This window comes from Cytophagales bacterium, from assembly GCA_033344775.1.
GTDB lineage: Bacteria > Bacteroidota > Bacteroidia > Cytophagales > Cyclobacteriaceae > JAWPMT01.
Window position 1 is genome coordinate 1,674,795 of sequence record JAWPMT010000005.1, and the last position, 14,850, is coordinate 1,689,644.

Annotated in this window: 17 protein-coding genes; 7 read left to right on the plus strand and 10 right to left on the minus strand. The window is 43.6% G+C overall.

From position 1 onward, the window contains the following. Positions 1-7 precede the first annotated feature (7 nt). Positions 8-565 (plus strand): DUF1287 domain-containing protein, encoded by a 558-nt coding sequence (locus tag R8G66_24760; GenBank protein ID MDW3195611.1) that lies wholly within the window; start codon positions 8-10, stop codon positions 563-565. Positions 566-717: 152 nt separating this feature from the next. Next, a complete protein-coding gene (locus R8G66_24765) occupies positions 718-1,122 on the plus strand; it encodes a VOC family protein (protein MDW3195612.1) in 405 nt (134 codons plus the stop codon). Here the strand turns inward: R8G66_24765 and R8G66_24770 are convergent. Further along, positions 1,119-1,463 carry a hypothetical protein gene (locus tag R8G66_24770; protein ID MDW3195613.1) on the minus strand — a complete coding sequence of 115 codons (345 nt, stop codon included), beginning with the start codon at positions 1,461-1,463 and terminating at the stop codon, positions 1,119-1,121. The two genes, R8G66_24765 and R8G66_24770, sit on opposite strands and share 4 nt — an antisense overlap. 63 nt (positions 1,464-1,526) lie before the next feature. Between R8G66_24770 and R8G66_24775 the strand changes: the two genes are divergently transcribed. Then, a complete protein-coding gene (locus R8G66_24775; protein MDW3195614.1) occupies positions 1,527-1,958 on the plus strand; it encodes a hypothetical protein in 432 nt (143 codons plus the stop codon). A gap of 5 nt (positions 1,959-1,963) precedes the next feature. Here R8G66_24775 and R8G66_24780 read toward each other — a convergent pair whose 3' ends face one another. Beyond that, a complete protein-coding gene (locus R8G66_24780) occupies positions 1,964-2,881 on the minus strand; it encodes a TIM barrel protein (protein ID MDW3195615.1) in 918 nt (305 codons plus the stop codon). A gap of 24 nt (positions 2,882-2,905) precedes the next feature. Beyond that, on the minus strand, positions 2,906-5,083 hold the full coding sequence (locus R8G66_24785) for an acylase (protein ID MDW3195616.1): 2,178 nt from the start codon (positions 5,081-5,083) through the stop codon (positions 2,906-2,908). 172 nt (positions 5,084-5,255) lie between these two features. Here R8G66_24785 and R8G66_24790 point away from each other — a divergent pair, with 172 nt between their 5' ends. From R8G66_24790 to R8G66_24805, 4 genes are all read left to right on the plus strand, one after another. After that, positions 5,256-5,621 (plus strand): hypothetical protein, encoded by a 366-nt coding sequence (locus R8G66_24790; GenBank protein ID MDW3195617.1) that lies wholly within the window; start codon positions 5,256-5,258, stop codon positions 5,619-5,621. A 44-nt stretch (positions 5,622-5,665) separates the two neighbouring features. Next, on the plus strand, positions 5,666-5,854 hold the full coding sequence (locus R8G66_24795) for a hypothetical protein (protein ID MDW3195618.1): 189 nt from the start codon (positions 5,666-5,668) through the stop codon (positions 5,852-5,854). Positions 5,855-6,999: 1,145 nt separating this feature from the next. After that, a complete protein-coding gene (locus tag R8G66_24800; GenBank protein ID MDW3195619.1) occupies positions 7,000-8,016 on the plus strand; it encodes a pirin family protein in 1,017 nt (338 codons plus the stop codon). A gap of 73 nt (positions 8,017-8,089) precedes the next feature. Continuing rightward, positions 8,090-8,566: a hypothetical protein gene (locus R8G66_24805; GenBank protein MDW3195620.1), complete on the plus strand. Its 477-nt coding sequence runs from the start codon at positions 8,090-8,092 to the stop codon at positions 8,564-8,566. On the opposite strand, the gene R8G66_24810 is transcribed toward R8G66_24805, so the two are convergent. The 7 genes from R8G66_24810 to R8G66_24840 all read right to left on the minus strand — a co-directional run bounded on the left by R8G66_24810 (position 8,560) and on the right by R8G66_24840 (position 14,676). Next, the gene (locus tag R8G66_24810) at positions 8,560-9,363 is read right to left on the minus strand and encodes a type II CAAX endopeptidase family protein (protein MDW3195621.1); all 804 of its coding nucleotides are present in this window, start codon (positions 9,361-9,363) and stop codon (positions 8,560-8,562) included. The genes R8G66_24805 and R8G66_24810 overlap by 7 nt on opposite strands. Before the next feature lie 105 nt (positions 9,364-9,468). Beyond that, complete coding sequence (locus tag R8G66_24815) at positions 9,469-11,067, minus strand: hypothetical protein (protein ID MDW3195622.1); 1,599 nt, start codon at positions 11,065-11,067, stop codon at positions 9,469-9,471. Then, positions 11,067-11,585: a hypothetical protein gene (locus R8G66_24820; protein ID MDW3195623.1), complete on the minus strand. Its 519-nt coding sequence runs from the start codon at positions 11,583-11,585 to the stop codon at positions 11,067-11,069. Before R8G66_24820 ends, R8G66_24815 begins: the two co-directional genes overlap by 1 nt. Positions 11,586-11,666: 81 nt before the next feature. Continuing rightward, positions 11,667-12,758 (minus strand): helix-turn-helix transcriptional regulator, encoded by a 1,092-nt coding sequence (locus R8G66_24825; protein ID MDW3195624.1) that lies wholly within the window; start codon positions 12,756-12,758, stop codon positions 11,667-11,669. Positions 12,759-12,797: 39 nt separating this feature from the next. Next, positions 12,798-13,541 carry a DUF3667 domain-containing protein gene (locus R8G66_24830; protein ID MDW3195625.1) on the minus strand — a complete coding sequence of 248 codons (744 nt, stop codon included), beginning with the start codon at positions 13,539-13,541 and terminating at the stop codon, positions 12,798-12,800. A gap of 67 nt (positions 13,542-13,608) precedes the next feature. Continuing rightward, entirely contained in the window at positions 13,609-14,121 is a 513-nt protein-coding gene (locus tag R8G66_24835) for a hypothetical protein (protein ID MDW3195626.1), read from the minus strand. A gap of 138 nt (positions 14,122-14,259) precedes the next feature. Continuing rightward, positions 14,260-14,676 (minus strand): hemerythrin family protein, encoded by a 417-nt coding sequence (locus R8G66_24840; protein ID MDW3195627.1) that lies wholly within the window; start codon positions 14,674-14,676, stop codon positions 14,260-14,262. Between the last annotated feature and the right edge of the window lie 174 nt (positions 14,677-14,850).

The following is a 14,850-nucleotide window of genomic DNA, read 5'->3' on the forward strand; positions in this document are numbered from 1 at the left end:
GCGAATCATGATCCCATTATTATTCGTTCTCCATTTTTTCAATGGCGCGTGCCAACAAAAGTCACTGGCAGAGGCTGCCATGGACCTGACGAATGACCAAGTGACTTACGATCCCGCCTATTTCTCTATTTCCTACCCTATGGGAGATATCCCGACTGACAAAGGGGTTTGCACTGATGTGGTCATTAGGGCTTACAGAAAGATTGGCGTGGACTTACAACAACTCGTTCACGAGGATATGAAAGCTAATTTCAGACTTTATCCGAACAACTGGGGTTTGAACCGGACCGATCCAAACATCGATCACAGACGAGTACCCAATCTCATGACTTTTTTTGAAAGATTCGGTGAAAGCAAGCCCAACACCAATGATGTTTCTGACTACAGACCAGGAGATATCGTATGTTGGGACCTTGGCAAGGGCATCAATCACATAGGTATTGTTGTTGCCCATCATAACGGCACTGAACATCGACCACTAATCGTTCACAACATTGGAGCTGGTCAGGTTTTACAAGACTTTCTATTCGACTATCCAATCATCGGTCACTTTCGATTTGAATAAGCTGGGAACCGAAGCTGAATAATTCCCACGATAGAAGACTCAGAAAAACGCTCAGACAGGTCGTCCTTATTACTATTTTGTACATACTCCCAGGCTTTTATACACCGTTACAATTCAATTATTGATCAGGATAGCCTGGATGATTAACTTAGTTGAGGAAGCTCAAAATAGAAGAAGTTATGCACAACCCGGTGAATTGGTTTGAGATCCCGGTCCATGACATGGATCGTGCCCAGTCTTTTTATGAAATTATCTTTGACATCAAAATTGCCATCAACCCATTAGAGAATTCTGTAATGGGATGGTTCCCTTTTGATCATGCAGCACCTGGGGCGACAGGTACATTGATCAAAGGAGAGTCTTACATTCCCTCACACGCAGGAACTATGGTCTATTTTTCCGTAACAGAAATCAATGATGTCCTGACACGTGTAGAGCAAGCCGGAGGTAAGATCCTCAATACCAAATTCAGTATCGGCGAACACGGTTTTTGCGGACATTTTGAAGACACGGAAGGGAACCGAATTGCTTTACACCAGGGAATTGCATCGAGTTAATTTGCTATCAAGATCAGGATGGCAATGAGTAGTAATATGATCCAGCCCGGATGACGGCCTTTGGTTCCAATACCAACCAGCAAAGCGCCTAGCAACATGGTGGCAACAATAAAAAGAGGAAAATCTCCAGGCAATTCCATGCCTGCCAGCTCCAGTAAATAAAGTCCCAGGCAGGCACCGAAAATTGTCACTAAATGCCAGGTTGCCCATAAAATTCCACGGTACTTTTTCAGCAAGGAATATGTTGCCTCTTTCCGTAGTGGTTGAAAGATCATGCGCTCACCGAGGATCGAATGAACCGCTCCGAGTAGAAAACACAAAACACCGGCCATTATAAGCATCTAGTTATCTTTTATGGACGTGAATTTATTACTTATACTCACCAGAATAACTACCATTGCAGTGTGATCGTTTCCAAACCCAAATCTCAATCCGTATTTGCCTTATCGCTATTCCTGATCATCATTCTTGGCGTGACCATCTGGATCATTCTCGACCTGGTGCGATATCCCGAATCCTACTTTATCCTGAAGCTCATCATGGCACCTGTACTACTTGTTATCTGGACGTACATTGTCGTAAACTTCTATAGTTCATCAAAGATCATCGAATTGGGAGATAACAAAATCAGCTTCAAACTGCCCTTGCAATCAAAGAAAAGCTACAAAATCAATGATATCCGAAACTGGAAGGAAGAGAAAGTAAAAACCAAGGGCAATGAATTCAAAGAAATACAGATCAATCTCCCTAACGATCGATTGAGAATTAGCAATCGTGAGCATACTTCTTATGAGGATGTGAGGAAGTATTTGACCAAAAAGGTGAAGCGCAAGTAGTATTACTAAAAACGATCCACCTCTTTATAAGCCTCAATCACACGCATTTCTCCTTCCTTTCCGGGTCTCGAATTGCCATGCTCCATGCCCACAATTCCCGTATAGCCTTTGCTATGAATGTGTTTGAAGACATTTAGATAATTGATCTCACCAGTCGTCGGCTCTTTTCTTCCAGGATTATCCCCCACTTGAAAATAAGCGATCTCGTCCCAGGCCATATCGATGTTTTTGATGAGGTGACCTTCCTGTATTTGCTGATGATATACGTCGAACAGAATCTTGCAAGAAGGGCTGTTCACAGCTTTGCAGATCTCATATGCTTGTGGGATTTTGGTCAGAAATTGCCCATCATGTCCGGCCCACCAGTTCAAAGGTTCCAGGACCATTGTCAGACCATGAGGCTCAAATATTTCACATGCTTGCCGTAGTGATTCTACCACATTGGCCGTCTGATATCCCATTTCCAAACGCAGGTCAACATGTCCTGGAACTACCGTCATCCATTTGGCATACACTCTTTTAGCTACCTCAACAGAATTGCGAATACCGTTTAGAAACTCTTCGCGCCACTCTGCTTTGCCACTGGTCAGATTAGGATCACGCCAATAGATTTTGTGGGCCACAAAAACCCCCATTTCCATCCCTAATTGCTCCATCTTCCTGGCGATCTTATTTTGATCGTCTATGGAACGACCAGTCATGCCATTGTCCTCTAGCGCCGTGAATCCCTGGTCAGCCATGAACTGTAGCTGATCTTCCAGGTCTTTACCCGCCGATTGTTCAAACATGCCAAAATGCGGCGCATATTTCAATTGGAATCCACCAGTCTGCTCTTTCTCATGATCAGATGCTTGAGCGATTCCGGGAATGAAAGGGAGTGCCGCGGCACCCATGCTTCGTCTAAAAAATTTTCTGCGTTCCATGATCGAAAAAAGGTCAGGTTAATTTTACTCTCCAGGTTGATACGTGCGTTTGGCTCGGGCCTCCACATCCGCTCGGTAGTAGGCTACATCCTTGAATTGACAATCGACATAGCGCTGTGCCTGGTCATCGAAATGTGGAGAATCCGGATCACCACTTTGTCCTCCTGCCAGCATGCTTTTTGCTTTCACTTTATCACCGAATTCAACTACCGCCACAAAACTATTTCCTGAAGTACCATAAAGGCGTTTTGTCCCTGGGTAAGCCCTGGCACCGTAGCTGGCCAATGCACCCCAACGCCCGGAGGCCATACCTACAGGCAAGCTCGGTTCTGAATCATTGAATGGCTGACGAATTTCGCCATTGAGGCGTTGATAGCGATTGATCTCCCCCCATGGTTTATTCCAGGAGCCAAAATCTTCATTCAACTGTGTCAGAGTCTGCTTGAAAAATCCAAGACGTTCTTCCTTGGGAGCATCTGTCCCGAAATAGTTGATCCGCTCCATTCTCGATAAGCCCGGAGTGGCTGAACCTTCCCGATTGATGAGTGATCCATAAAAATGAGCAAGTGACATAGGCACTGAGGCAGCCGATACTTTGAAATCCCAATTTCGCAAGGCATCAATAGCTTCTCTCAAATCCGGATCTTTGGGTCTTGTCTGATCATACGCCTCGACCAGCCCCGGAATCAATTGCTCAAAGCCCGTAATGACCGGATCATACCCTACCTCGATCAGCTTATCCAGGGTGTAACCATCAGTCTTTTCCAGTAATCGAATCGCATGGACTCCACGGAAGTTTTCCGGTGCATACGACATGTAGTACGGATAATCCTCTTTTTTCGGACTGTTTTCTGCGGCAGATGTGAATGGGGTAGAATTACAGTTTTGTATCCATCCGTTGGAAGGATTAAGAACCGTGATGGCTTCTTCTACATCGTGTAACCCATTCCAGTCTGTAGCTGGATTGGAACCATCAACTGGTCTCCGGTAATCGAAGGTGGTATCTCGAACAGGAATGAAGTTCCCGTGGAAATAGGCGATGTTTCCTTCTGAATCTGCATAGACTGTATTGTTGGACGAATTGGTCTTCATGTCCATCATTTTTCGAAAACCTGCATATCCTGATTGTTTGGTTCGAATAAAGGATTGCTGCAATGCATCAACCGGCTCCCACATCAGCGCAGTTGCTACCCATTTATCTTCAATTTTATGAGTGATTGGACCATGATGCGTCTTATACAATTCAAAGGTCTTGCTTTCACCTCCCGTATCAGTCTTGTAATTTAGTGTAACGGACTGCTGCCCTACAGGAAGCAAATCATCGCCGTATTTGTACATCAAGGTTCCTTCATCGTCTCCTCTACCTGGTTCTGTGGTCTCAATAAACTCGTCGATCACATCGGTGTAAGTGGAAGTGTGCATCCAGCCCGTATTTTCATTAAAGCCCTGATAAACGAAAAACTGTCCCCAGGTTACCGCACCGTAAGCATTGAGTCCTTCTTCACTGACGACATGGATCTCACCACGAAAAAAGAAAGACGTATGCGGATTGATCAACAACATGGCATCACCGGACTCGGTCAGGTCGCCAGAAATCGCAAATCCATTGGAGCCCTGTGGCTCGAGATACGGATCTACCAGCGCCAGTCCGTTTCCTTCTTCATTCAATGCCAGGGACTGATTGGATTCATAAAAAGCCTTGATCCTTCTTGTAGAAACCCGTTCGATATCTCCCCCTATGGAACCCTCACTAAAATAGAATGGCATCCAGGGCTCAAAGCGGGTCAGCAACTTCGGCTTGACTTCCGGATGGGTATGGAGGTAATAATTGATCCCATCAGCAAATGCGTCGCACAATTTCTTGAGCCAGTCGGGACTTTCGTTATAGTGATCAATGGCTTCTTCTTTGGACATGAAAAGTCTTGCCCTTAAATCGCTGTAGAGTGCATCTTCTCCTTCTACCTCGGCTAGTCGGCCGATGGCCCAGATATAATTGCGCTCTACCCGATTGAAATCATCTTCGCATTGCGCATAGAGCATACCAAAAACAGCATCTGCATCCGTCTTACCATAGACATGCGGCACGCCAAAATCATCTCGAATGATGGTCACATTTTCTGCTTGTTGCTCCCACTTTTCTATCTCTGATGGTCCACATGCAGCCAGGATCAGTATTGATAGTATCCAGGGTATACTCTTCATAGGTCAATGAGGTTAGTGCACCTAATTTAATGATATCCCTTCATTTGATTAAGCAGTAGCATGTCGACCTTCAGATTATCCTGATAAGAGGTTGCTCCGAACTGGGAATGAAGAACACCTACTTATCTCTTTCAGCATCAACTTATTAATTAAAAATTCGTATTTATCTGCAGTGCGCCTTAGCAGAACCATATCGGCTTATTTGATCCAGGGTTGTTTCCTGGCATTGATGACGGTACTCAGTCCATTCGGGTATTATACAGATGGACAACAGCAAATCACCGAACCAACAAGAACGGAATTAGTCGAAAAGGGTCATTTCCAGGCTGAAGTCATTCCTGATTTTCATCCGGAGACTTTTGAACTCCCTAAGCTTCCGATCGCTTTTTCGGTAATACTGGCAGTTCACCATCAACAAACTCAGCAAACACTCAAACAAACGAGCGTCTTGCATTCGGATGGACCTTTTTTCTACAAGAAAACAACGCAATCCACCTCTTCCGAAGATGAACCTTTAAGCGCGCTCCCCTTCGCTTAACACAATGGTTCAACAGGCCTGATAAGGTCACATCAATTAATATTTTGAAGAAATTAAAGAAAGTGATTCGGATCACCTTTATGGTCCTGATCATCCTATTAGCAGCAGCCGGAGCCGGATTTGGGGCCATGCTACCCAATGTTCGCAGGTATCAGGATGCAGAAGTACAAATAGAATTAGTCGAAGAAAGAGAAGAAGAAGACGAGGATCAAATGAAGGAGAATATGGAGTGATTTTTTTCTTATGAGTTGCTAAATACTTAAGTCCCGCTACTATGGTAGGGCTTAGGTTTTTGACTGGTAAGAATTCTAGAAACTTAATTCCTCTGTACAGTTAATGGGAATATTTATTTCATAAACTTCAACAGGATATTGTATGCAGCATCTGGCAAGAGATATGAAGTACCTATGCTTTCCCCTGTCCTTTTTCCATCGATGAAAAAGGACGAAAAATCTAGGCCGGATTCATTTTTTCACGCTTTTTTACTCATTAGAGCAGGAATAAAATAAACTCGCCATTTTATGTATTGATAGCTATGAAGCGATTGCAGGCTCGAACAGAATTTTATTCTTTTTCTGCTCTTTCATGGAGTCAAAAACCTAAAATGAATCAAGGCCGTTTCTAAGCTGAAGCCAGACTTAACATTACTGCTCCTATCCTATAAGTCTTCGGATTGATGCAGTAATTGAAGATAGATATAATAGGATGAGGCTTAGATATATATATCACTCCAAAATAAGGAAATCCGAAATGAAAAAGTCGTTGCATCTGTTTATGCGACTATGATGCTCGAAAATCAAGAAGTTTCGAAAAAACGTATCAGGCAATTGTATGATGAAATACAGTGGAAAATCCGCTAGCAACTAAGCAACTTCACGAGCTTGATCAATCTTTCTTGACTTAGCGAATCTGTTTTTCAAAACTTGATTCCGAATAGAACTCTCATTACTTGCTCTCAAAAATGCAAATAGCAGTTTTGCTCTGTCATATGGCATCTTCCAGGCTACATAGATCAAAATGATCAGTCTCAAGAGGGCAAAAAAAGGAATGACTAGAAATACAAATAGGTATGTAATCTTATCTTTTGTCTTAAAACTTGCTCGAGGGCACAATCCATACGGATTCAAGCATACTTAAAAACAGAGTATGATTTCTATTATAGAATTGTGTAATGTCCTAATACACTTTTTACATGAATTATTATTCTTTGATGTAAAATCTTTCGATAAGACATTACAAAGATAACAAAAATTATATAATTTAAATATAACGTTATCATAACGCATATCCAGTCAAGCACAATATTGAATTTTTCGCTGACCTCAAACTTATTCTATTCCTCAGTTGTTCTTAATCCCTGTAAAAACTGAATTGACTCATGATCTCACCCATCAAAAGCATACGCCCATTGGGATTTCCCTGGGAAACCCTGGATCCTTTTTTGTTTTGTGTCTACCACAAAGACGACTATCCAAAAGGAAATGCCAATATGGGACCAGATGCGTCCCTGGCGGGCAGGAGCCTGGGCAATGATTTTACCATCAAAGACGGCTGGCGCATGTATCATGGTCAGACAGTTCCCGGCTTTCCACAGCACCCACACCGTGGTTTTGAGACCATTACGATCGTACCGCAAGGACTGGTGGATCATTCGGATTCCCTCGGGGCAGCCGGGCGCTTTGGAAATGGTGATGTGCAATGGATGACTGCCGGAAAGGGTGTACTACATTCGGAAATGTTCCCATTGCTTTCGCAAGAAGAGGAAAACCCACTCCTGCTTTTTCAAATCTGGCTCAACCTTCCGGCAAAAAGCAAGTTTGTTGACCCACACTTTGCCATGCTCTGGGGTGATACGATCCCCACCTATGAGCATTCGGATGCTTCTGGAAAACAAACAAAAGTGAAAGTGATTGCTGGCAAGATTGATGATGTCCAGGCTCCTCCTCCAGCTCCGAATTCCTGGGCAGCAGACGCAGCCAATGAGGTAGGCATCTGGAACATCAATATGGAACCTGGAGCAACATGGGATCTACCTGAGGCAAGCCCGGAAGTCAATCGGAAATTATATTTTTATCAAGGTGAGCAAATCCAAGTTGCAGGCGAAGGAATTGGATTGCAACAAGGACTCGACCTGGTTCCCAATGCCACCGTAACGTTGGAAAATGGCACTAAAGAGGGGCATTTATTGCTGCTCCAGGGAAAGCCCATCGGAGAACCTGTAGCGCAGTATGGTCCTTTTGTGATGAATACTCAGCAAGAAATCCAGGAAGCTTTCGCAGAATACCAACGCACCGAATTTGGTGGTTGGCCATGGCCCAAACACGACCATGTGCATCCACGCGAATCTGGCCGCTTTGCCAAACATGCGGATGGCAAAGAGGAGTTTAAGGATTAAGTATCACATAGAAATCCCTCCTTGCTCTAAATAGGGATTTGAGACGAAGCTGCTTTACAGTTATCTTAGTGTCATGTGTCGCTATGCCATGTCCACTTACAAGGATCACTTCGCTTGCTTCGAGTGCCGGAAGACCTTCAAAAGAAGATTGCTTTGGGATGTGAATCGTGACAAAGTGATCAACAGAGAAGAAGAACGCTCTGCTAAATGTCCGGAATGTGGTCAGCTCATGGCGGACATGGGAAAGGACTTTGAGGCCCCTAAAAAGCAAGACCTCAAATCCTGGAAACACATCAAATCCTTGTATGAAGTAGGCATCACGTTCCATTCTTGCGGATGTACAGGACCGGGCTTTATCCCTCGTGATCATGACACGTTGAGACAATTGTTGCTAGAACGACGATTGACTTACAACAGTAGCCTGCAACTGGGACTAAATCGGTTAAGAACAGCGAAAAATCCTTCTGATATCGATCAGCTTAATAAGGCTGTCGATGCCTGGCAATCCAAGCTTTCAAAAATTGACCAATACCTGGCATCCATTCAATAAGTAAGATCCTCCTCAATTTTGCGACTGAACCCAAAGAGACCAGTCGCCGCCAATAGGATCATCACGATATGTATGATGTACAAATACATGCGCTGATCAACTTGTTCACTTATATCAGGAAACACCGTCAATACAATCGTAGATCCGGCATTGAAGGCAGCATGCAGCAGAATGACCATGATCAGGCTTCCTTTTGTCTTTAAATACACATAACTAAAGACAAGGGTTTCTGACATGATTGTCAGGAAATACAGCAAAACAGTCCATGCGTTGACCTCAAAAACCGCAGGAATAGCGGCTCCCGGAAACGTAAATGATGCCAGATGCCACAAGGCCCAACAAAAGCCCAGGATCAAACTGCTTTTAAAAACATGGTACCGTTGCAACAATGCCGGCAGCATGTATCCCCGCCAACCCAGTTCTTCCATCAATGGCCCAAATGGCAATGCCAATAACAGGTAAACTAAGGCCATTTTCAACCCCTCTCCATAGGCAGGATTCCCCAAATCGAATCCAAATAAAACCGTGCTAATGGTCGCCAAATAGTATAACCCAACTGGAAGGGCAATTACAAACAAATACCATCTCCAATGAACCTTGAAAGATTTGAATCGTCTCAATAATCGACCAACACCTTTCTTACCCTCATTTAGCGCAACGACAATCACCGCGGCAATACTGGGACCAAATCCTCCTGGAATCCCGATCAACACCAACCAGGGAAATGTGCCTTCTTCCGCATTCAGTATTGCCTGATAACAAGGGTAGAGAAAAGTCCACGATAAGGCGTAGTTCAACAATATGTAAAAGACCAGCGGGTATTGCCTAGTAAAGGACCGAAATGACATTTTGAGTTTATCATAAGATGCAATTACTCTGAAATGGTTGTCTGGCGGCTTATTCTACCTCAAAATTTCCAACGCTTCTTGGGCGTATTGTCTGATTTGCCCTTTCCGCTTAATGCCTAATGCAGGGTCCTCATCTGTAACCAACAATTGTAACGTACGCTCATAATGGTGAATTGCCTTTAATGTATCTCCGGTGCGTTCAAGATAAGCAGCAAGGTAATAGTTGACTTCACTGGACTCGGGAAAAGAACCATAAGCCATCTCATAAAGCTGCAACCGATTCGAAAACTCCGGGTCGCGTTTCCATGCTAACCAACTGCGATAATCTCTGTAAAATGAAGTGGAAAATGGAGATTTACTCCCTTGCGATTGTAGCGTTTGATAAATACTGTCGATGGCCATCATTCCTCTCTCTAAAAACAGCACTTTCATTTCCGCCAAATTGGGTGCAGCAGGGACAGACGTTAGTATAAAGGTCGTATCTATTTGTGCGTTGTTTTTTACCGCAAAATCATCGGTAAAAAGTGGTTCATCAAGCTTACCATGCACGTTGTTTAGAAACCGTAGCATCAACTTATTGGCGGTTTCAAAACCAGATTTCGTACCTCCTTCATGCTCCCCTATGATATCCGGCACAACAGCATCAAACATGCCGTAATTCAACATGGCAAATTCCGACATCTTAGGGAAGTGCGCATAATAGCGATCCGAATGCACCAAATGAAACGTATGAGACGGATCAATTGAAGGATGAGGCGCATAAATAAACAGCATTGGAACCTGTAGGTTTTGAGGCGCATAAACCTGGGTCTGATTCAGTAACCGCTGTTCAAAGCTACTCGGCAGACCTCCTTCCAAGCTGATCAGCGCTTTGAATTGGCTGTTTTTTGCTAGAGCCAAAGCACAGACCGAGGAAGAAATGGCATTCCCCGCAAGCGATATCTCCTGCACATTAACATATGGCAGATTGCTAATCTGCTGCACTACAAATTCCAGGTCATCAACAGCAGTTTCCAGCCCTAATGTTGAAATTTCCATACCCCATGAGAAGCGGCCTTTCGGCGAAAACCCAACCACTACGAACCCATGACTTGCGAGAAATTCCGCGGTAATGCTGTGATACGCCGCACTACATCCACTTGGAATAATAACCACTGGAAAAGGACCAGTCTCAGCATGCGCGCCATACTCGGCGAAGACCTGCATTTCAAGCAATTCTGCTAACTCAATGGTTGTAAATTTCCCTTCTCCACCCAGGTCATTGGTCTGCTGGATAAATCGTTCTTCCGCAAACTTTTCCTGCTCTTCTGACTCCCCAAAATTTGTTTCTCTACCCATCAAGTGAACGTATTGTTCAAATCGCATGGGATCGCCTTCACCAGTGGCAGGGTACCAAACATGGATTTGAAATTGCCGACCTAATGCTGGGTCGTGATCCCGGTAAAGCTTCCCCTCCCAATCCGAATAAGGAATCCCTGGGCGGGTCCGATCGTATTCAAACAACGTGCGATATCCCACACGGTATGCTCCCATCTTCAAGTCACCCATCATCGGAATAGGCTTATTATCACTTTGATGATGGCAACTCAGCAAAAAAAGAGCAATCAGGGCAACAAATGCCCTGAATACTTTAACGTGTTTTTCGATTGTCATCAAGTACCCTTTTTAGTGGCGATATCATTAAATACCTGCTCCCATTCTTTCTCTCCTTTAAACCTGCTTCTCCACCCATTCCAGACCAATTTATTTGGATCCGCAAAGGAGATGGTCCCTCGAAAAAAACGGTCACCGTTTACATTTCTGGGTGTAATGGCCCGTATTTCCTGACTTTCTTTATCAAGGAACCATTGATGATGGCTTTGCAACGGGAAGTCATTAGCAAGTCCTGTAGCCCAAAAACAATCATTTTTATGATCATAATTGATCAGGTAGGCATAGTACCTGGTCTTCCCCGTACGTGTGGGAGTGGTCGCGGATTCGCACTTGATATAACTATTGTTCAAATAGTATTCACAACGGCGTGTACCTGACTCAGTATACGCTTTATCGGTTCCGGGATAGATGGTTTCCAAGACCTCCCACTCTCCGATAAGAAAATCTAAGTCTTTGATCGATTGTGCTTGCAGGCTCGTTCCGACACCTATGAGCACCAAAAAAATTAATCTTTGCATGTATTTGAGTTTTGCCGCTCAACCTACCGATCTCGGGTCTCAAATACGTCTCAATTCGCACCATACAGGTCTCAGAAGATGCTAATGACCTGAATTGTTAACTTTAAATTCTTTGGGTGTCAGTCCGGTGTAGCTTTTGAAAACCCGATTGAAACTGGCTTTGGAATTGAACCCTGCGTCTAGACCTATACTCAAAATGGTCAGGTGATCTTGCTGAGTGTCCAGCAGCTTGGCCTTTACTTCCTCAACGCGAAATTCATTGATGAACTGAAAGTAATTCTTTCCAAGTTCCTGGTTCAAGGCCTTTGAAATCAACCTTCCGGAAATACCAGAATCTCTACTTAGATCAGACAAACTCAGTTCAGCATTACGAAAGAGCTTCCGATCTTTCATCAACGCATGCAGTGCCACTATAATCTCGGAGGTTTCAGAGGTAAGTATCACTTCCTCTTCGAATGTTGGAACAATAATCGTCTGGGCCTGTCGAAAACCATTGATACTGATCCAATAGAGCATCATGGCATAGATCAACAAGATGAATTCGCGGAAATTGTCCCAATCATCGAGGGTTGTTTTTCCCAGTATGGCACTGCTCAACACCATGAATAACAGAATCAGCAAAAAAGAAAGTACCAATACCTGAATGACCTTCTTGATCCACTGCAAATCCAGCCTATCGGTGTTTGATACCTGATCCTGCAACGATTGTTGATAGTTCCCGATCTGCTTATAAGTGATCCAGGCATAGATCAAAATGGAAATGATCGCTGCGGACTCAAGCAATTCAGCCGTATGGTGAAACCAGGCGTACCCTCTGTCAATGAACAGGTGGTAAATACTGTGTAGATAATTGAGAATGATTGGTGTAAAATGCCAGCCATCTTTTTTTGAGACCGCAATTGAGCTGGTCAGGGCACGTACATACAAATAAAGAGAAGGCCCGATCCAATAAGATAATGAAAAAGGCAACCAGGCCAGCCATCGGTATTGATCCCAAATGGCAGGATCAAGCATATACGGCGTGAACGTCAGACACAGTGCGATGATCAATAACGACAGGAAACGATTGGCCTTCCGGTTTTCCTTCTTTTCCAAAACGAGCGTTCCAAACAAAAGACCATTGACAATCGAACAAATCGTAATCAATTGGACCAGTGAAAGCTCAAATTGCATGTTGAGAGCTTACGCAAATACGGAAATCAAGTTGTTGGGTTAGCCGCGCAGACTGACGATCAAAAAAGATAAGCCATAACCCATCGCCATATAGCCCAGCATGCTTAAACCACTCACGATGGGATACCTTAAAAGGCTCCAAAATGATTTACTGCGATGCAACGAAATGGAATTGTAAAGTACCAGAACAAACATGAATACCAGATTGATATTAGCATTTAGGGGATAGATGTACGTGCTAAAAAGTGCTACGACAGTACCAAACAAAATGTATATCCCGACGATGTAAAAACTCATGGTCAGGTACTCTGTGAAATTGAACCGCTTGAAGAAGAACAATTTCTGAAAGATAGCAATGGACAACACCAGTGTAAACAGAATATTATTGATGTTTTTGACCATGAATTGCGCTGCCTCAATCAACTTTTTCCTCGATTCCGGCACATCCGTAGGTAGTGGATTGTTTTCAAAGGGATCGTAGTTGATGGCTGCTCGTACAATGATGTATAGTGCGGTTAGCAACACAAAAAAGGCCACGGGCTTGTAGTATTTTTTCCGTTTTCCGGCCACATATTCCCGAAAGAGTGTCCCTGGATTGACCAGCAACATTTTTATGGTCTTGAGCAAAGGTCCTTCCAGGGCAAAGGAAGAAGAAAAAAAATCGCGCACGGTTTCTATAAAAGTCAATCGTTGGACTTTCGCAGATTGTCCACATGCATGACAAAAATCACCCCTCAAGTCTGCTCCACAGTTCAGACAGTGTTTTTCGCCTTGACCATTCATGCTTGTTTTTTATCCCAAGATAGATCAAATGGAATAAAAGCACAGGTATGATCCACTCTGTCAAGTATCAGTTTTCTTCTTCAAATACGCGTCGATACCGGGCTTTCCAAAACTCATCTCGACAATCATTTAGTACCTGTTCGAGGTTAGATCTAGCTTGCCTTCTAATCTGAGCTAGATGAACGGGCAAAGGTTGCTTGCGTTTCACCTTCTCTTCTATCAATATGAAAACACAATTGAAAGCCATCTTTGATAATTGAGCATGCTCCATATAAGGCACAAAAACAGTAAGGATCTCTTCCAGATACTCTTGTGCTTCAAAATTTTTCGTTATGGCCCAAAACAAACCTCGCTTCAGTGAGATATCAGCTCCTTCAATTTGCTCCAATAAATACGGAATGGCTCCTGAACCTGTACAATTGATGGCCCAGACCGTTCGATCCACAACCGGGCCAGAAGCATCAGACAAAAGAGGAACCAGTAGCGGAAGCATTTCAGTTTGATTTCTAAGGACTTCCAGGTGGTCTTTTATCAACGTATCCAATACCCAAAATCGCACACGATCATCTTTGTGCTGCAAAAACAATAGCAGCTCATGGGCGTGAGTATAGGTCCAATCATTACCAAGTAGGCTTTGAATTTGCTTTATACGATCTGCTTTTTTGATAATTGTGGAATTCGGTAACGGAAAACTACCAAAATGCACATAGAAACTTAGTCAATTTTCCACCAGAGTTGTCTCCGCCTGAACTTCCTTCATGTACATGTCGATCTTCACAATGTGATTGACCAACCAGGTGATCAGCGCTTCATGAAATTTGATCAGCAGGGACTTCTTATCAGTAGCCACTGTCAACTCTTTTCGGAACTTCTTGTAATAAGTAAGGAAATTCTCATGTGCCATCTTGTTCTTCTGATACACCGGACACTTCGTTCGTAGCATACAGGTTTCTTCCAGCTTGAAATGTGTGGCACAAAACATTTGAAAGAAGTTCAAAATGATCGCCATTCGGGTTCCTTCATATTCTCCATCCTTGATACACGCGTCCAGGTCATTGATGTAATTGAAAAGTGATTGATGTTGTTCATCGATTTGAGATTGACCGGTCTCATACTTTTTCTCCCAGGTTACCATAGCTTGTTATTATAAGGTTCTAAATGCGTTATGAGCGGACAAAAATATCTGTCCTATCTGCGGTCAATACTGACAAAAGTCATAGTAGACGCTTTAAGTGACTGACTTTTTTTCCAGTGATTGCGGGAAATAGAAGTTTCGCTCCCGCACGTAGTATTCCCGTTGCAAAATTCA